The organism is Pseudanabaena minima str. Chao 2107 (assembly GCF_051131155.1).
GTDB lineage: Bacteria > Cyanobacteriota > Cyanobacteriia > Pseudanabaenales > Pseudanabaenaceae > Pseudanabaena > Pseudanabaena minima.
Genome location: NZ_CP159508.1, coordinates 3,216,493 through 3,233,858, shown reverse-complemented (window position 1 = coordinate 3,233,858; position 17,366 = coordinate 3,216,493). Strand labels below are relative to the sequence as shown.

Below are 17,366 nucleotides of genomic sequence, written 5' to 3'. Positions count from 1 at the left end.
TTTTGGGGAATCTAGTCAAACATGGCGCTTTCGAGTTGCTGTAAAGCAATTTCTAGATCATCATTGATAATTGTGATATCAAACTCGTGGGCGGCAGCTACTTCTAACTTGGCATGATGCAAGCGCTTGATAATTTGTTCATCACTATCGGTACTGCGATCGCGCAAACGATTTTCTAGTACTTCCATCGAAGGTGGGGCTATGAAAATTCGTTTTGCACTGGGGAAAGACTGCGCTACTTGCCGCGCTCCCTCCAGTTCGATTTCCAACAGAACGATTTGCCCTAGAGCGATCGCCTGATCAATTGGTTTACGTGGTGTGCCGTAGAAATTTCCCGCATACTCAGCCCATTCCAGAAATTCACCTGCATCACGCTTCTGTTCAAATTCAGCCCTGTCCCAAAAGAAATACTCTCGACCATTTTCTTCCCCTGCACGAGGCGATCGAGTCGTTGCTGATACCGAAAAGAGAATGTGATCGGGATAGCGTTCAAGTAGCTTCTGTAATAGAGTGCCTTTACCGACACCACTTGGTCCCGTAACCACAATTAATTTACCTATGCTTAAGTTATCTTCACCCAACGTTTCGTAAGTCCTTCGTAGAGATAAATCTGATAGCAATTTGAGCCTTCATCAGCTTCACATTATAACTGTTGCCAATCGCTTTAGGACATACAACCTAAGTAGAGAAATGTCTCTTTATCTCTGCTTGGATTTTGATTTTGTTTTAATACAAGTGAAGGCAGCTATGTATTAAAAAAACTCTGTAAAGCAAATTTTTTTAAATAGATTGATCATCAAGCCAAGAGATTTTTTGAAAGTGTTGCAAAGCAGCACTTTCAAAAAATCTCTTGTGGTTTGTTTGCGCCGTAAATTAGTTTAGTCTGTTGCGCCTTCTTTACTGATGACAAAACGATTGGCGACAGTTTCAGGTTGGATAGCAGATAGAACTACATGACTAGAGTCTGTAACAATTACGGCTCTTGTACGTCTCCCATAGGTAGCATCAACTAACTTACCATGTTCACGTGCATCACTAATGATACGCTTGATAGGAGCAGATTCAGGGCTAACGATCGCTACAACTCGGTTTGCCGAAACAATGTTACCAAAGCCGATGTTGATGAGCTTAATGTCCATAATTTTATCGATCTAAAATCGATTTAGAGGTGGTGTAGCTTCATTTTTGAAAGTATTATCGCATTATCCAATAAAAATCAATTAGATACGATATATTTTGTCACGCATGGCGAAATTTATCTTAATTAAGCAGATATACTCATCAGTCTAGTCGGTTTGTGTTTTATAGCTATAGCCACCTGTATAAGGACAAATCAAAACCCAAATAGTGTGAGGCGGCGCGAAGCGCCGCCTCACACTATTTGGGTTTTATATCCTAACAAGAATGGCGACAGCTATACATCTGCCACCAATTTTGTCAGTATATAAAACTTAAAAGATGCGGTTTAGAGAAATGCATCTTTTTGGTTTTACTGTAATCTAAAACAGCAATTCTCATTATGAAATCGATTTTGTTATTTCCAACTGGAAATAACAAAATCGGTTTTTTGAAAGCCCACCTTCAAGGAGCTTTCAAAAAACTGATTTTTATAATGAGAATTGCTCAATCTAAAGTTTCAAATCTTATCAGCAAAGTTATTATGTCGATTAGAAATGTAGTGATCATTGGCTCAGGACCCGCAGGCTATACTGCCGCAATTTATGCTGCACGCGCTAGCCTTAATCCACTTGTATTTGAAGGATTTCAAAAGGGAGGAATTGCTGGCGGACAATTGATGACGACAACGGAAGTAGAAAATTTCCCAGGATTTCCTTCAGGTGTAATTGGTCCGCAATTGATGAGCTATATGAAGGAGCAAGCTAATAACTGTGGTGCAGAATTAGTGATGGAAGATGTAATCGCTGTTAATCTTAGCAATTATCCTTTTACGATACAGTCAACTTCTCAGGAAGTCCAAGCCAAAAGTGTGATCATTGCCACAGGCGCGACTGCCAAAAGGCTCAATTTACCAAGCGAAACACAGTATTGGAATCGGGGTATTTCAGCTTGTGCCGTATGTGATGGCGCTGCTCCCATATTTCGAGGCGTGGAGTTAGCGGTAGTTGGTGGTGGAGATACAGCCGCCGAGGAAGCAATTTTTTTAACTAAGTTTGGCTCGAAGGTTCATTTGCTGGTGCGAGGCGATCGCATGAGAGCTAGCAAAGTTATGCAGGAGAGAGTCTTTAATCATCCGAAAATTATGGTGCATTGGCAATCTATTCCCATTGATGTTTATGGCGAAGAGATTGTAAAAGGGGTAAAAATTCGCCATACTGCCACTAATGAGGAAAGTAACTTAGCAGTGGGTGGGCTTTTTTATGCGATCGGGCATACTCCGAATACAGATTTGTTTGCAGGACAGATAGAGCTTGATCCGAATGGTTATATCATCACCAAAGGTAAGTCAACAGCCACTAATATCGGAGGTGTCTATGCCTGTGGCGATGTCCAAGATCACGAATATCGTCAAGCAATTACTGCCGCAGGAACTGGATGTATGGCGGCTCTAGAAGCAGAACGCTGGCTCTCTGCCCAGCTATAAAGATGAGTGGCGGCGCGAAGCGCCGCCACTCATTTAGGATTTCTATTGAATAAAGAACCTTAAACAGCACTCATAATGATTTCCGCCATCCTTTCAGCGATCGAGATCGCATCAAAATAGTCACCATGATCAATTGTGCGATTGGTCAAAACTGTAGTGTTGTGACTATACATATTGTCAGGAACCAGAGAAGGCAGAGGATTCAGTCCTAGGCTATTCTCCCAGCGTTTTTGTAAATCTTGTCCTGTAAATATTTCCTTCCCCTTCTGCAAGGTTTCTTGGATAAAATCTTTCTCTGCGACAGAGGCTTTGAGAGCGTTATCATACCGAGAGTAAAACAGATGCGTTTCGGAAACTAAGTGTTTGATTCCTGCATAGAAAGGACCAAGATAACTAGACTTGTCTCCATCGATATCGCATTGAGTTACCTCTCGACGTTCTACGTCAGGAGCTAGCATCAAATAGCGATCGATGAAAAACATATCTCTACCACCTTTGTCGATGCGCTTTAATTGCTGGTCAATCTTCGCTTTGATCTCGGCATTGTCAGAGAACAGGATCGGCTTAAAGGTTTCATTAATTAATCCCTTCAACATATTACAGGCTAGGTAATTGCCCATACTATGGGCAATGATATGGATCTTAGCTTCAGGGTTTTGAGTGCGAATATAGCCGATCAGATTTGCTAATGCAGGAGCAGTTTGCACAGCTTCAGCTCGATCTGATAGATAGTCTAAGACTTTGCCATTAGAGGGCCAAGAGAATCCGACAAAAGCTGTCAAATCTCCGTTGCCTAAATCTAAATCAGCACTTGGTTCATCAGTGAGTAGTGTCGTATTGTGCTTTTTAAAAGCAATGCTTAAAGTGTCAGCAAGCAGTGAGAAAGAAGTTAAAGCTCCATGAAATGGAACATTAAATCCATGAATACCGATAATGATACGTTTGATAGTGGGTTTAGAGAGAAAATTGTCGAACACGATTTTTTGAGAATTCTGCACGATCGCGTCAGGCGGCATAGTCGTCGAATCGGTAGTAGATAGATAATGCGCCATGTATTTTTTCATGTCTACCCAGTGATAGCCACCTTGCTGAAGTCGAATGCGATCATCACGATTTGCATCACGACCGAGGTCGTCAAGATCTCGATTGGTTGCAAAGAAACGAATTGGGTTTAACTTTGACGACATATACTTATTATGCATAGACTAGATTCTCTTAGTGCATAAGAGTAAATGCTTTTATCTTAAATGCATAATAATTTTTATTAATAAATATCGGCTAAATTGCAATTAATAAATAACTATTTGTGTGTCATTGAGGCTATGTTATACCAAATAAAAGAGATAGCTAGGAAAAATCAAAGCCCAGACAAAAGAAGGCGACGCATTGCGTCGTCTTCTTTTGTCTGGGCTTTAGATCCTAAGTAAAACTTTCATTGCTATACAAAAAATAGTTCCTTATTAAGTTATAAAGCAGTACAGCCTATTTGGACTTTATGTAATATAAAAAGTTTTTTGAAAGTGTTATATAGCTACAGTAACTTGTGTCAAGACACAAGCAAAACCCAAGAGGCGAATGGCGGCGCGAAGCGCCGCCATTCGCCTCTTGGGTTTTATGTCCTAATACAATTGGCGACAGCTATAAATCAACACCTTCAAAAAATCTCTTGGGTTTTGAGAAAGTGATGGATCTAGATTTTGTTAATTTACGGTTCTTATAACAACAGATCTGTTGTTGATTTTTGCTTAGAGATGCAAATGCTGAATTACAGTATTTACATCCTTATCGCCACGACCAGAGCAGTTAATAATGATGCGTTGATCAGGAGTTAACTGTGGACAGAGAGTTTCGAGATAGGCGATCGCATGGGATGTTTCCAAAGCAGGAATGATTCCTTCCAAACGAGAGAGGCGTTGAAATGCATCTAGAGCTTCTTGATCGGTGACGCTGTAATACTCGGCGCGACCTAAATCCTTCAGATAGCTATGCTCTGGACCAACTCCTGGGTAATCCAAACCAGCGCTAATGGAATGGGCTTCCTGTACCTGTCCTTCGGCATCTTGTAATAAATAGCTCATTGCACCATGGAGTACACCAACACGTCCAAGTGTTAGGGTTGCGGCGTGGAACTCTGTGTTTGTCCCTTTACCTGCGGCTTCCACCCCGATTAAACGGACACTTGGTTCATCGACAAATTCATGAAATAGTCCCATGGCATTGGAACCACCACCTACACAAGCCAACAAAACATCTGGCAAACCACCCCATTTCTCTTGACTCTGGCGACGGCTTTCTTTGCCAATCACTGCATGGAAATCACGCACAATCATCGGGTAAGGATGGGGACCTGCAACGGAACCAAGAATATAATGGGTATCGACCACATTAGTTACCCAATCACGAATTGCCTCAGATGTAGCATCCTTGAGCGTGCCAGTACCCGCTTCAACGGGGCGCACTTCTGCACCCATCAGCTTCATACGGAAGACATTTAGAGCCTGACGCTCCATGTCCTGTACACCCATGTAAATTACACAATCTAGCCCAAAGCGAGCGCAAACTGTTGCTGTAGCCACACCATGCTGTCCTGCACCTGTTTCGGCAATTACCCGTTTTTTGCCCATACGGATCGCAAGGAGAACTTGAGCAAGTGCATTATTGATTTTATGTGCGCCTGTATGGTTGAGGTCTTCACGCTTTAGGTAAATCTGAGCAGTTCCATAGTGCTGTGTCAATCTCTCTGCAAAATATAGAGGGCTTGGTCTACCCACATAGTCCCGCAAATAGCCGTCTAGCTCGTTGTTAAAATCTGGATCATTCTTGTAATGATAAAAGGCAGTTTCTAGCTCAGTAAGAGCACTCATGAGGGTTTCGGGGACATATTTCCCCCCGAAAATACCAAACCGTCCTAAAGTATCGGGACGATTGACGATTGTGGATGGTGCAGTTGTTTTGGGTGCGATCGGCGTTGTGGTCATTGCGGTGGATCTTGACTGATGAGTTAGCTACTATTAAAACTTGCTTGTGGTGTTTATGGCACTGTATTTAGGATAACAAATTTTGAAAGTGCCGATTCGCGCCACTTTCAAAATTTTTACTGGGTTTTAAGTCGGTACTTTGCGCTGTAACATATACCTAAGATACCTGTATCAAAATCCAAATAGTGTAAGGCGGCGCTTCGCGCCGCCTTACACTATTTGGATTTTATGTCCTAACAAGAATGGCGATAGCTATATACCGAAAGATGAATCACTTTCATGAATCAAGAAGAGATCCGATCGCTAGAAATTACAAATTATCCAGTTGCAGGAGTAGACGAAGTTGGGCGTGGTTGTCTATTTGGTGAAGTGGTGGCGGCGGCGGTAATTTTGCCAATTGATAAATTGACTTATTTAGAAGAGCTTGGCGTAACTGATAGCAAGAAGCTTTCACCTCAGCGTCGCGAAAAGTTAGATCTACTCATTCGTGAAGTAGCGATCGCCTGTGCAATTGGCACAGCATCAGTTGAGGAAATTGATGAAATGAATATTCTCGCAGCGAGTTTACTAGCGATGGAAAGAGCGATCGCTCAGCTAAATCCACAACCCAAGCTTTGCTTGATTGATGGCAATCAACTTTTACGATTTAAACTCATTCCCTCAATACCACAAACTACTGTAGTCAAAGGTGATTCTCTATCAATCTCGATCGCCTCTGCGAGTATTGTCGCGAAAGTATGGCGCGATCGCCGCATGGTCGAACTCGCAGAAATCTATACAGGTTATGACATTGCTACAAATAAGGGCTATGGTACGCCTAAACATCGACAGGCAATCGCGAAATTAGGTTACAGTGATTTACATCGTAAAACGTTTAAGATCAAAGAAGTGATTACCTCGCAATCACTTCTTTAAAACATAAGGACTATGCGCTTAATACATACTTCAGATTGGCATTTGGGTAGAAAGTTAAAAGGAGTCGATCGCACGCCTGAAATTGCCTTAGCCTTAGACGAAATTCTGCAATATGCAAAAGAATATGAAGTAGATGCTGTTTTAGTATCTGGCGATATTTTCGATGTGCCAAATCCCACGACAGAAGCCGAGCGGGTTGCCTATGATTTTTTCTACAAGCTCAATCAGCTAAGTATTCCCTCTGTAGCGATCGCAGGAAATCATGACTCAGCAAATCGCATTGATAGTCTTGCCCATTTGCTATCCCTCGCAGGCGTGAGAGCATTAGGTCGTCCCAGAATTGCCGAAGAAGGTGGCGTGGTTAATTTAGAAACCGCGAGTGGTAAGCTTTGCATCGGTGCGATGCCCTTTGCCTCGGAACGGAAGTTATTAGCTGCTGAGGATGTCTGGAATAAGGATGCTTTGGAACAGCGAAATGATTATAAAACCACAGTTACCTATGTTCTCCAGAATCTCGCTAATGCCTTTAAACCCGATTCAGTGAATGTGATGATGGCACATATGACCGTTGATGGCGCAAAGTTTACAGGTTCTGAGGCAGCTTTTTATAGTGGTGCTGTGTATAGTCTTTCGGGGCAATCGATTCCTTCGGAATGTCAGTACGTGGGCTTAGGACATATCCATCGACCACAGCAAATTCCCAATGCTGCGCCGACCTATTATGCTGGTTCTGTAATTCAAGTGGATTTTGGAGAAGTAGGCGAAGAGAAAGGATTTAACTTAATTGAAGTGGAAACTGGGCGACCTGCAAAAGTGCAATTTCAGCCACTTACTTGCCATAAGCCGCTTAAGCGTGTCGAATGTCATTTAGATCAACTGGATGAGCATCTAGAAGCCCATCGGGATTATGCAGGCTATTTGAAATTTGCGATCGCTGTGGATACGCCGCCCATCGGACTCGCGGATCGGGTACGAAAAGTTTGCCCGCAAGCAGTGATGGTCGAGCCGAAGTTAATCGTAAGTGAATCCGCACAGGTTCCAGAACCGAAAGATTACGATCGCTTCGATCCGATCATTGAGTTTCAAAAGTTTTATAGAGATCGGGAAAAAAACTTATCGCCTGAAGTAATTACTGTTTTTAAAGAGTTGTATATGGAATTTAGCGAGGTAACTGCTTAAAAAGTTTGCCAGAATTATCTTGTAATTCTGGCAAACTTTTACTTTTCGGCTAAAAGTTGCTTTAAGCGCAGTATTTCTTGCTCGGCTTCATCGGCACGTTGCTTTTCGGTTTCAGCACGTTGCTTTTCGGTTTCAGCACGTTGCTTTTCAGCTTCGGCACGTTGCTTTTCAGCTTCAGCGCGTTGCTTTTCAGCTTCGAGTAATTGCCGTTCTTGAGCTAGTTTTTCTGATCCCCAGAGCAGCAAATTTCCTGCATTGTCCCACCATCGCAGCCAGTGAAAAGTCTGATCGAGCCTTGTGCCGTACCATGTGCCAAGATATAAGCCAATAGACTCGATGAAGTAGCGACCATTTTCATCAAGGGATTGCAAGATATATTTACCCGAAGCATCTAGTTGGCGAATTTCTAAGCGTCCATCTTCAGGATCAAAAATCACGTAGATCGGAATTTGCAAGATCTGCTCATAGAAATACATCTTGCCGTAGGGATAGGTGGGGCGTGTGGAATATTCTCCCGTTTCCTCTTCGGAGAGAAATTCCATCGCGATCGCAGGTGTATCTCCGTCCACATGGGGGCTATAGCTGCGGCGGATCACATTTTTCCAAGTGGAATTAACTTTGGCAACATAGAACCAATCGGGGGCTTTCACGATCGTCTTTTGATTGATTCTGACCACTAGCGCCATATTTGAGGCAACTATACGCTCTAGAGTAACAAGCTGGGCAATTTCTAGGCTGTCATTGAGGGCGGCGGCGAGAAGAGGTTGAGCAATGCTTTCCACAGGATCATCGGGTAGAATAAAATTTTTAGGCAAAGATTCCCAAACGATCTCAGGCTTAGCCTTGGCTTTGGCGATCGCTTGGAGTACTTCAGGTTGGACTGAGTTAGTCGCGATTTGCCCAGTTGCAGATTGATTAGGTGGTTGAGGAGTAGTATTTGTGATTGGTGCGATCGCTTGCGTCATTATTTTTTGAGTAAATGACTAATTGATTATTGCTATTCTACATGGAGTTTCTTGATGCGTCCCCTTGAATTAATTGTTGAAGGATTTACCAGTTTCCGCACTCGTCAAGTGTTAGATTTTACGAGCCTTGATTTGTTTGCGATTACAGGCGCAACGGGAGCAGGCAAAACTTCGCTATTGGATGCGATTACCTTTGCACTGTATGACAAGGTGGCGAATAAGCCCAATTCATCAAAGGAATTAGTTAGCCAAGGCGCGACGCAATTAAAAGTGGAATTTCGGTTTGAGATGCGTCAAACGGAATATCGGGTATTGCGAACTTGGCGCAATCGTGGCAAAACTGATGAGAAGAAATTTCTGTTTGATCAGTTAATCGATGGGGAATGGGAAAGATGCGATCGCAGTCAAAAGGTAGAAGATATCATCGGCATGGATTTTGAGACCTTTACCCGTGTGATCATCTTACCGCAGGGACAATTTGATGAATTCCTCAAGGGGGAGGCGGGTAAGCGGCGCGAGATCTTGCGGCAGTTAGCAGGATTTCAAATTTTTGAACAGATGCGGAAAGAAGCAAGCGATCGCACTAGTCGGTTTAAGGCGGAACGGGAAGGCTTAGATAAAGTCCTTGAAGGGATGCAAGCACCAACACATGAGGAAGTGGAAGCGCAACAATTAGAATTAGCAAATCTAGAAAGTTTAATTCCTGAACTCGATATTCAAGCAAAGCAAAGTCAAAAACTCTTGGAAGTAGAAGAAAGACTCTTTGCTCAAATCCAGCAATATCAACAGCTTTCTCTAAAACTAGCGCAATTGCAACAGGACGCATCGCAAATCCAAGTTTTAGAAAATCAATTACGAAATGCTCAGTTAGCAAATTCAATCATGGGAACTTGGACAGTTCTCCAGACTGCGCGTAAGCGTGTGGAACAGGCGATCGCTGATCTTGCAACCGCTAAGAAACAGCTAGAAATTTCGAGGCTGGATCTCGATCAACAACAACAAGTCTATGAGCAGTTTCGTACCGAGCAGGTTGCTACCCAAAGTCAAATCGAGACTCAAGAGCGCAATCTTGCTCTGGCGGAATCTCTACATACACATCAACAACAATCTCAAGCTGAATTAGAACGTGCTGAGCGAAACTTGCAAGAGCGATCGCAGGTTCTACAAAAAGCAAATAAGGCTGTAATTCAAGCGAAATCAGATTTACAAACTATTAATCAAAACCTGCAAAACCTTGAAGCTGCCCTTAAAAATTCGCAATACGATCCCACTAAGCTCGAACAATTGCGTCAAGTTGCCGAACCGCTTACACAATGGCAAATTCTCCAAGAGAACCTCACTAAGCAGCAGCAAAAGTCAACTCAGTTCCAAACAGAAATTCAGAAATTCACGCAACAACTAGAGAAAGCACAACAGGCGATCGCTAAGGCTGAAAGTGATTTTCAAACTACGAATAATGCTCTCAAAGAAGCAGAAGCCTCTAATCTGCAAGCCCTGCAAACCAGCCACGCTAACGCTTTGCGTACTGAATTACATGATGGCGATCATTGCCCCGTTTGTAATCATCTCTATAGTTTAGAGGGATTGCCCGAACTTCCAGAATTAGAATTAGTTGATACGTCAGGATTGGTAAAACAGAAGGAAGTTACTGAGCGTCAGTTAGCGAAGTTATTACAAGATAAAGCAAAAATCGAGGCTAGTCTCGAAGCTTCACAGCAACAATTGCAGAGTCAATCTCAGGAAATTGAGGATTTAGAATCACAACTTGCCAAATTACAAAAACAGATTGATCAAGTTCTTAAGTCCGCTTGGCAAGCGGTCGATATTCTCCGCGATCGCCAAGAACTCGAAGCTCAAGAGTCAGCATATCTCAAGCTAAGTAGCGAACAAAAGGAAATAGCGATCGCTGCTCAAAATGCCGAAAATAAACTTAAAACCAGTCAAGAAAATCTGCAATTAGCCCAAACAGAATTTGATAAATCATCACAGGAAAAAGTCCTTAGAGAATCGCAACTACAGGAAATTTCGCAACGGTTGCTAGAAATTACCAATGGCAAGAGTTACGAATCCTTGCGTCAAAGTATTTTGCAGGCAAAGCAGGAACTTAGCGATCGCCTCAAAACTATTGAAGCAAAATATCAACAAGCCCGTGAAACCTTTGCTAAACGGGAGGAAGCAGCAACTAAGGCTCAAGAAAATCATGATCTTGCCATTGCTGAGCAAGCTCAACAGGAATCCAATTGGCAACATGAACTCAATTCCATTAACTTTACTGAATTAGAGTTTCTCGCTGCTCAGACTGCGCGATCGCAAATGGATACATGGCAACAGCAAATTGAGAACTATCAGCGTCAAGAGCAGGACTTAACAACGCGCTTACAAATGTTTGCGGAGGCGATCGCAGAGAGAGAAACTGATGAACAGGCGATCGCAAAATTGCGTGAGGAATCGCAACAAGCTGAAGAAGGATTACAAATAGCTAGTGAAAGTCGCGCCTCCATCAAAGCATGGTTAGAGCAAGCCCACCAAAAACGCCAAGAGTCACAGGAACTCGAAGAACGTAAAATTGCTTTACAGGCGCAAGAGCAAACCTATCACACCCTCGCCCAAGACCTGCAATCCAATCGCTTTCAGGAATATATTCTCGACAGCCTGCAACAGGAACTCGCTAACCGTGCCTCAGTTCTCTTGCAACAACTTTCGGAAGATCGCTATATCCTCCAAATCGAAAGTGGTGACTATTGGGTAGCAGATAATTGGAATGGAGGCGAAAAGCGGCGTGTACGCACCCTCTCTGGTGGTGAAACCTTTGCGGCTTCCCTCTCAATGGCTCTTGCTCTATCAGAAAAATTATCAATGGGTATCGAACTTGGTAGCCTTTTCCTTGATGAGGGTTTCGGCACGCTCGACAGTGAAACACTCGAAAGCGTCACCCAAATCCTCGAATCCTTACGCCAACAGGATCGCCTAATCGGTGTAATTACCCATATTCAATCTTTAGCCGAGCGATTACCCACCCAAATCCACGTTCGCAAGTCCATCAATGGTTCAGAATTAGTTAGAATCTAGCAAAGGAATAGCAACGCTTTGCGTTGCTATTCCTTTGCTTTTGGCGAATGCTATAGCAATGCAAGAGATCGCTAGGACAAATCAAAGACCACAAGATTAGTGGCGGCGCTTCGCGCCGCCACTAATCTTGTGGTCTTTATGTTCTAAGCAAAACTTACATTGCTATATAATTCAACTAGAGTCCAGATTTTTAGCTCAGGCTTAGTAAGATGATAGCTATAAAAACTCTTTACGAAACTGATTTTAACCTTTGGCTAGAGGAAACTGCGCTCCTCATCAAAGAGGGTAAGTTAGATCGATTAGACATTGAAAATCTGTTTGAAGAAATTGAAGGTATGAGTCGGAGAGAGAAAGATGCAGTAGAAAGTAATTTGATTAAAGTTCTGCAACATCTCCTAAAATGGAATTATCAACCACAAAAGCGATCGCCTAGTTGGGCTTATACGATTATCGAACATTCTCGAAGATTGAATAAGGCTTTTAAGAATAGTCCTAGTCTAAATCGACACTTTAATGACGTGTTTGATGAATGTTATGCTGCGGCTTGTCAAGCAGCTTCTGTTGAGACACAATTGCCTTTAGCAACTTTCCCTTCATCCTGTCCTTTCTCCAAGTCTGATGTATTGGATATTAACTCAGATGACTATTTAATTAGTTAGGAAGAGGTGAGATTATGTGGAACTCAGATGATGAACCTCTTGCTGCTAGCATAACATGGCAACCACAGGGGGATTGCCCTTACCTATAAATTTCAGATCTTGTAGGGGCTGTGCCCCCGTGCCAGCTCTAGACTTACGCTATCGCAAGAATTCCTTCCACGTAACGTCAATTAGTTAAGATAGGTGCAAAGCACCTATCCTAACTAACTGATAATTGACTTAATGAAAGCGATCGCCTCTAATCGAGAACTAATTTTGCCTTCTACCTGAGCAATTTTCACACTTTCTAAAAGTTCACCAATCTTTGGACTAGGTGGTATTCCTAAATCCTTACGCAGATCGTCACCTGTAATTAATGTAGTCGGATAGGCGATCGCATCATTGGGATTGAGCCATCGCTCCAACCAAGGGAAAATCTTTTCAGATCCGTAACCACTAGCTAGAGCCATCGCAGCGATCGCAGGGAAAAACTCTAGAGTTGATTGGAAGAATTTATATTGCTCCTTAGGGGTAGCTTGATCTAGCAAGTTAATAAATTGAGGTAAGTATCTCAAAATACCTACTAACCAACGTTGCTCAGCACGACTTAAGCCCAAAGACTCAAGGGCAGTTGCACTATTGTTTAAAGCTGCTAATTTGACGATTACAATGGCATAGCGATCGCCAGATAAATGTTTACTAAAAAATAATTCTAAATTAGGAAACTGGGATAGCAAACTAGAGATTACTTTTTCAATCTCCGCAAATCTAGGCAAATTTAAATGCTGACTGGGTAGCCAATCCTCTAAAATGCGATCGCCAATTGCTTCCATCATCCATTGGCTACCACTGTTAATTGACAATAGATAACCTAACTCTGTGCGTACCCGTTCTGCTGCCACAGATTTTAATCTCGGTGCAAGTTTAATCAAAACCTGTCGCGTTAAATCTTCGATCGCAAAGCCCAATTGTGCTGACTGCCGATATCCGCGCAAAATCCGTAAAGGATCTTCCGCCAAGTTCTCAGGAGCAACCATCCTAATTCTCTTCGCTTTTAAATCCCCAATTCCATCAAAAGGATCAATAAAATCTTCACCTGCAAATAACCCATCACCAATCCCCAACGACCGATTACCAATTAACTGATCGCCAATTAATTGATGACATTCCATCGCGATCGCATTCATACAAAAATCACGCCGCCCCAAATCGTCAATTAAACTACTACCCATCTGTTGAGCAAAATCCGCCGTACCATTCTTAAAAACAACCCTTGCAATTTTGCGCTCAGCATCAAGAACTACAAAGCCTGCTTTGTACTTACGGGCAATTTCTTGAGCCGTTTCCACCGCATTTTCAGGTAAGACAAAATCTAGATCAAGATATTTACCTTGACGTTGTAATAGGCGATCGCGCACCCATCCCCCCACGAGATAAGTTGGTGTAGGCAAATCATTAAAATCAAAAGGAAACTGCTGCAAAATCTATTTATATTCCGCTTAGCTAAAGGTATTGATTGCTTAGATATGTTATACGATCACCGTACTGATCCAGCAAAATTTTGGTAACTGATGTTACGTGGAACTCAGATGATGAATCTCTTGTTGCTAGCATGACAGGACAACCACGGGGGGATTGCCCCTACTCCAATAATTTAGATTTTTGTAGGGTCTGTGCCACAGCGCAAGCCCTAGACTTAGATGATCGTAGGAATTCTATCCACGTAACATCAGTTGGGAATTAAAAACCAAACCCTGTAAGGGTTTTAAAAGCACAAAATGACGTAGCCATTTTGTGCTTTGGTATTACACTTGTAGATAGAGTTTTGGGTAAAACCTTGTCATTTAAGGATAAAACAATCGCGATTACAGGCGCTTCAGGCACGATGGGACGAGCGCTGATGTCTGAGCTATCTAAACGAGGGGCAAAATTAGTTGCACTAACCACTTCACCTAATGTGAGTTTTCAAACGACAGACAGTGATAATCAAATAAATAAAAAAATAGAAGTACTCACATGGCAGTTAGGGCATGAGGCAGAACTGCGCGATCGCTTACAAAAAGTGGATATTCTCATTCTCAATCATGGTATAAATGTACTGGGGGACAGAGATTCAGCATCTATTTACAAATCCTATGAAGTCAATACTTTTTCGGTTTTTCGCTGGATTGATCTATTCCTAGAAACAATACCTGATGCTGACAATGCCAATCAGAAAGAAATATGGGTCAATACCTCGGAAGCGGAAGTTAATCCTGCTCTGAGTCCCTTGTATGAGCTTTCCAAACGCGCCATTGGTGATTTAGTTACCCTCCGTCGCCTTGATAACGCTTGTACAATTCGCAAATTGATTTTGGGACCATTTAAAAGCGAGCTTAATCCCTATGGGGTGATGTCGGCAAGTTTTGTGGCTTGGGCGATCGCCTTTTTAGCCGAACTCGGTTTGCGCGATATTATCGTCACGATTAATCCCATTACTTTCATCGCCTATCCTGTCAAAGAATTTTGGCGATCGCTTTATTTCCGACTATTCTCTCACCGTAAGCAATAATATGAATCTCGCATTACAAACAGAAATCTGTCAATTTATTCGGGAGATTGGACAAAAAGCAATTCATCTGAGAGAGTCTGGTTTTCAGGTCGATGAGAAGGGCTTTGATGATTATGTAACTAATGTTGATCGCGAACTCGATCATCTGCTCAGCCAGAGGTTTCAAGCATGGTTTCCTGATGATGTGGTAATTAGTGAAGAAAATTCGCGATCGCAGGAACTATGGAAGCAATATGCAGAACTAAATCAAAAGTACTGGTTTATCGATCCCATTGATGGCACGGATGACTTCATTCATGGGCGTGAATTCTATTCGGTAATGGTTGGGATCTTAGAAGCATTTCAGCCTACGCTGGGTTGGATCTATGCACCAAAGAGCGATCTCTTATATTTTGGCGGTACGGCGATAAATGGAGTATTTACCGTCACGAATGGGAATGTTCCTGAAGTTCTCTATGCTGTGCCGCCGATTGGCGCAAGTAGCGATCGCGTGATCGTCAGCAAAAAAGATGATCTCGCCTATGGTGATGCCATTCGTGTGGCGGTTCCGAATGTGGAATTTTATACCCTCGGTAGTTTTGGCTTGAAGGTAATGGAAGTTGTCCAAGGTCGCGCTAGTGCCTATATCTATCTCAATCGTCGGGTGAAGCTTTGGGATACGGTTGGACCTTTAGCGATCGCTAAAGCCGCAGGGTTAGTTTGTTGTGATCTCTCAGGTCGAGAAATTGGATTTGGCTATGATGATATTCATCCTGAGAAATTAACTCACAATCAACTAATTGTGATTGGCTGGTCAAAATTTATCGATGAATATTTGGCAGCAATTTATCAAGAACTTCAAGCCCAAATATAAGAAAGGCGGCGCGATGCGCCGCCTTTCTTATATTTGGGCTTGATGGTGAAATTTGCTTTGCCTTGACAACGCGATCGCCTATCTAGAAAAGCTTGTAAAATGTCTGTAGATTAAGTATGCATGAGGAGTCAGAGAATGACTGTGTTAGAAAATGCTGTGAGTAAAATGCAGAAATTACCAACTGAGCAACAGCAACAAGTCTTGCGATTTATTGAATTTCTTACGTTTGAGTTAGGCGATCGCCAAGTTAACCAAGAATCTGAGGATCTCAAAGAAGGTCAGCCAAAATCTGATTTCTAGAAAGGATTGCAAAAATTTAGATTGACAATTCAAAATGAGGGAGTGGGGTTTACTAATGAGGATTTTGCGGATTTGCGCGATCGCAGTGTGGGTAGAGAAATCATTCCATAAGCTTTCAATGGCTGAACTAGCTTTATTAGAGAGTGATAAATTTTTAAGGAAGGTTTTCTAAATCCAATAAATCTTTGAGTCTTCCACTTGCCCGTTTATTTACTTTCAAGTCTTGTAGGTTGATTAAATTTACTTCAAGCTCTTCTATTTGTACTGTTAATTTATTCTCGAAGCATTCTGCAAAGTCAACCCCTGAGATGGTTGTGAGGATTTCTAATCGTAATGGTGGAATTCCCATTCGGATAATTCGATCTTTTTGCAAGAAAAGTTCAGGGGATAATTCGGGAACAGCAAAGCCAAATTCTTTTAGGGTTGCCACAACGTTAGTGGCATTAGTCGTATTAATATTTACCCAAATATCCATGTCTCCTGTTGCTCTGACAAAGCCGTAGTAGCCAACGGCGTATCCTCCAATCAATAGGTATTCAACTTGATGGGAATTTAGCAATCTCAAAAACTCTTTGAAGTCTGGTGGTATTTGGATCATAGCCATACATTACTTGACGTAGATATTCTAGAGCAACTAGGCGATCACTAGGACTTTTTGAGAGCCAGTAAGCTTTGTCTTCTATATCTTCATCATGTAAGTTAACGATGCTGAATGTAACTCGATTGAATTTCATGGTCTTAGGTTTGTTGATGTGAGTATTTGGTTTAAGCTTAATGATGATATTTGCTGTGTTTTCCGCCAGTCCGCCTTGTACGTTTGTCTATAACTAGTATAATCCCTAGCAAGATTTGAATGGCTAGATTAAAAAGATTGTAAAACACTAGAAAATCGGCATCAGAGAACATAATGAAAGTTACACTCGATCGCTATATTGAGATTACGCCTGATATTCGGGGTGGTAAGCCGCGCATTGCTGGTAGACGCATTACGGTTGCAGATATAGTTAGTTTGTGATTACCTGAAACTATGAGTATTACCGCAACAATTTATCCTTATATTGCAGCTAGTTCTGAGATTGCGGGTGGTGTGCCAATTATTGAAGGTACGAGGGTAACGGTGCGGCGGATTGCTGGATATTATCAGATGGGGATGAATGTGGATGAGATTTTAAGTGTGCTTTCTCACTTGTGACCTTCTCAAGTACAGTCAGCACTTGCCTATTAGGTAGTCCTAAAAAGGAAAGGATTTATGGTGGTAAGGATAGGCGGCGCGAAGCGCCGCCCATCCTTACCTATTTAGCACTACCGCCTATTAT

Annotated in this window: 16 protein-coding genes and 1 pseudogene; 9 read left to right on the top strand and 8 right to left on the bottom strand. The window is 42.3% G+C overall.

The genetic code is table 11. The annotated features are described in order from the left end of the window. Nucleotides 1–11: 11 nt before the first annotated feature. Both gmk and remA read right to left on the bottom strand, forming a co-directional pair. Nucleotides 12–620, bottom strand: a complete 609-nt coding sequence (gene gmk / locus ABM313_RS14740) for a guanylate kinase (protein ID WP_434683939.1) — start codon at nt 618–620, stop codon at nt 12–14. A gap of 258 nt (nt 621–878) precedes the next feature. Then, the gene (gene remA / locus ABM313_RS14735; protein ID WP_009629073.1) at nt 879–1,139 is read right to left on the bottom strand and encodes an extracellular matrix/biofilm regulator RemA; all 261 of its coding nucleotides are present in this window, start codon (nt 1,137–1,139) and stop codon (nt 879–881) included. Between the two features lie 521 nt (nt 1,140–1,660). Between remA and trxB the strand changes: the two genes are divergently transcribed. Continuing rightward, complete coding sequence (trxB, locus tag ABM313_RS14730) at nt 1,661–2,602, top strand: thioredoxin-disulfide reductase (RefSeq protein ID WP_434683938.1); 942 nt, start codon at nt 1,661–1,663, stop codon at nt 2,600–2,602. A 59-nt stretch (nt 2,603–2,661) separates the two neighbouring features. On the opposite strand, the gene ABM313_RS14725 is transcribed toward trxB, so the two are convergent. After that, entirely contained in the window at nt 2,662–3,804 is a 1,143-nt protein-coding gene (locus tag ABM313_RS14725) for an alpha/beta hydrolase (RefSeq protein WP_434683937.1), read from the bottom strand. 543 nt (nt 3,805–4,347) lie between these two features. Further along, nucleotides 4,348–5,580 (bottom strand): tryptophan synthase subunit beta, encoded by a 1,233-nt coding sequence (gene trpB, locus ABM313_RS14720; protein WP_434683936.1) that lies wholly within the window; start codon nt 5,578–5,580, stop codon nt 4,348–4,350. A gap of 279 nt (nt 5,581–5,859) precedes the next feature. On the opposite strand from trpB, the gene ABM313_RS14715 reads away from it, so the two are divergent. Both ABM313_RS14715 and ABM313_RS14710 read left to right on the top strand, forming a co-directional pair. Continuing rightward, nucleotides 5,860–6,495 carry a ribonuclease HII gene (locus tag ABM313_RS14715; protein ID WP_434683935.1) on the top strand — a complete coding sequence of 212 codons (636 nt, stop codon included), beginning with the start codon at nt 5,860–5,862 and terminating at the stop codon, nt 6,493–6,495. A gap of 12 nt (nt 6,496–6,507) precedes the next feature. Next, on the top strand, nt 6,508–7,674 hold the full coding sequence (locus tag ABM313_RS14710) for a metallophosphoesterase family protein (protein WP_434683934.1): 1,167 nt from the start codon (nt 6,508–6,510) through the stop codon (nt 7,672–7,674). A gap of 38 nt (nt 7,675–7,712) precedes the next feature. Here ABM313_RS14710 and ABM313_RS14705 read toward each other — a convergent pair whose 3' ends face one another. Next, nucleotides 7,713–8,639 (bottom strand): Uma2 family endonuclease, encoded by a 927-nt coding sequence (locus ABM313_RS14705; protein WP_434683933.1) that lies wholly within the window; start codon nt 8,637–8,639, stop codon nt 7,713–7,715. 54 nt (nt 8,640–8,693) lie between these two features. Here ABM313_RS14705 and ABM313_RS14700 point away from each other — a divergent pair, with 54 nt between their 5' ends. Both ABM313_RS14700 and ABM313_RS14695 read left to right on the top strand, forming a co-directional pair. Then, the gene (locus ABM313_RS14700; RefSeq protein ID WP_434683932.1) at nt 8,694–11,708 is read left to right on the top strand and encodes an AAA family ATPase; all 3,015 of its coding nucleotides are present in this window, start codon (nt 8,694–8,696) and stop codon (nt 11,706–11,708) included. A 209-nt stretch (nt 11,709–11,917) separates the two neighbouring features. Then, complete coding sequence (locus tag ABM313_RS14695) at nt 11,918–12,367, top strand: DUF29 domain-containing protein (protein WP_434683931.1); 450 nt, start codon at nt 11,918–11,920, stop codon at nt 12,365–12,367. Nucleotides 12,368–12,570: 203 nt separating this feature from the next. Here ABM313_RS14695 and ABM313_RS14690 read toward each other — a convergent pair whose 3' ends face one another. After that, on the bottom strand, nt 12,571–13,827 hold the full coding sequence (locus ABM313_RS14690) for a CCA tRNA nucleotidyltransferase (RefSeq protein WP_434683930.1): 1,257 nt from the start codon (nt 13,825–13,827) through the stop codon (nt 12,571–12,573). A 311-nt stretch (nt 13,828–14,138) separates the two neighbouring features. Between ABM313_RS14690 and ABM313_RS14685 the strand changes: the two genes are divergently transcribed. The 3 genes from ABM313_RS14685 to ABM313_RS14675 all read left to right on the top strand — a co-directional run bounded on the left by ABM313_RS14685 (nt 14,139) and on the right by ABM313_RS14675 (nt 16,050). Further along, nucleotides 14,139–14,897 carry a bifunctional sterol desaturase/short chain dehydrogenase gene (locus ABM313_RS14685; RefSeq protein ID WP_434683929.1) on the top strand — a complete coding sequence of 253 codons (759 nt, stop codon included), beginning with the start codon at nt 14,139–14,141 and terminating at the stop codon, nt 14,895–14,897. 1 nt (nt 14,898) lies between these two features. Then, the gene (locus tag ABM313_RS14680) at nt 14,899–15,750 is read left to right on the top strand and encodes a 3'(2'),5'-bisphosphate nucleotidase CysQ family protein (protein WP_434683928.1); all 852 of its coding nucleotides are present in this window, start codon (nt 14,899–14,901) and stop codon (nt 15,748–15,750) included. 135 nt (nt 15,751–15,885) lie between these two features. Further along, complete coding sequence (locus ABM313_RS14675; protein WP_434683927.1) at nt 15,886–16,050, top strand: hypothetical protein; 165 nt, start codon at nt 15,886–15,888, stop codon at nt 16,048–16,050. 154 nt (nt 16,051–16,204) lie between these two features. On the opposite strand, the gene ABM313_RS14670 is transcribed toward ABM313_RS14675, so the two are convergent. Both ABM313_RS14670 and ABM313_RS14665 read right to left on the bottom strand, forming a co-directional pair. Then, nucleotides 16,205–16,648 (bottom strand): hypothetical protein, encoded by a 444-nt coding sequence (locus tag ABM313_RS14670; RefSeq protein ID WP_434683926.1) that lies wholly within the window; start codon nt 16,646–16,648, stop codon nt 16,205–16,207. Continuing rightward, entirely contained in the window at nt 16,587–16,784 is a 198-nt protein-coding gene (locus tag ABM313_RS14665) for a hypothetical protein (protein WP_434683924.1), read from the bottom strand. The genes ABM313_RS14670 and ABM313_RS14665 overlap by 62 nt, the downstream gene beginning before the upstream one ends. 173 nt (nt 16,785–16,957) lie before the next feature. On the opposite strand from ABM313_RS14665, the pseudogene ABM313_RS14660 reads away from it, so the two are divergent. Further along, a pseudogene (locus ABM313_RS14660) lies at nt 16,958–17,242 on the top strand (DUF433 domain-containing protein). The last annotated feature ends 124 nt before the right edge of the window (nt 17,243–17,366 follow it).

What these genes read in the sequence shown, in the direction of transcription:
- ABM313_RS14705 (WP_434683933.1), bottom strand. Translation starts at nt 8,639, where the DNA reads ATGACGCAAGCGATCGCACCAATCACAAATACTACTCCTCAACCACCT.
- ABM313_RS14700 (WP_434683932.1), top strand. Translation starts at nt 8,694, where the DNA reads ATGCGTCCCCTTGAATTAATTGTTGAAGGATTTACCAGTTTCCGCACT.
- ABM313_RS14715 (WP_434683935.1), top strand. Translation starts at nt 5,860, where the DNA reads ATGAATCAAGAAGAGATCCGATCGCTAGAAATTACAAATTATCCAGTT.
- trpB (WP_434683936.1), bottom strand. Translation starts at nt 5,580, where the DNA reads ATGACCACAACGCCGATCGCACCCAAAACAACTGCACCATCCACAATC.
- remA (WP_009629073.1), bottom strand. Translation starts at nt 1,139, where the DNA reads ATGGACATTAAGCTCATCAACATCGGCTTTGGTAACATTGTTTCGGCA.
- ABM313_RS14670 (WP_434683926.1), bottom strand. Translation starts at nt 16,648, where the DNA reads ATGATCCAAATACCACCAGACTTCAAAGAGTTTTTGAGATTGCTAAAT.
- ABM313_RS14695 (WP_434683931.1), top strand. Translation starts at nt 11,918, where the DNA reads ATGATAGCTATAAAAACTCTTTACGAAACTGATTTTAACCTTTGGCTA.
- ABM313_RS14710 (WP_434683934.1), top strand. Translation starts at nt 6,508, where the DNA reads ATGCGCTTAATACATACTTCAGATTGGCATTTGGGTAGAAAGTTAAAA.
- trxB (WP_434683938.1), top strand. Translation starts at nt 1,661, where the DNA reads ATGTCGATTAGAAATGTAGTGATCATTGGCTCAGGACCCGCAGGCTAT.
- ABM313_RS14675 (WP_434683927.1), top strand. Translation starts at nt 15,886, where the DNA reads ATGACTGTGTTAGAAAATGCTGTGAGTAAAATGCAGAAATTACCAACT.
- ABM313_RS14725 (WP_434683937.1), bottom strand. Translation starts at nt 3,804, where the DNA reads ATGCATAATAAGTATATGTCGTCAAAGTTAAACCCAATTCGTTTCTTT.
- ABM313_RS14665 (WP_434683924.1), bottom strand. Translation starts at nt 16,784, where the DNA reads ATGAAATTCAATCGAGTTACATTCAGCATCGTTAACTTACATGATGAA.
- ABM313_RS14680 (WP_434683928.1), top strand. Translation starts at nt 14,899, where the DNA reads ATGAATCTCGCATTACAAACAGAAATCTGTCAATTTATTCGGGAGATT.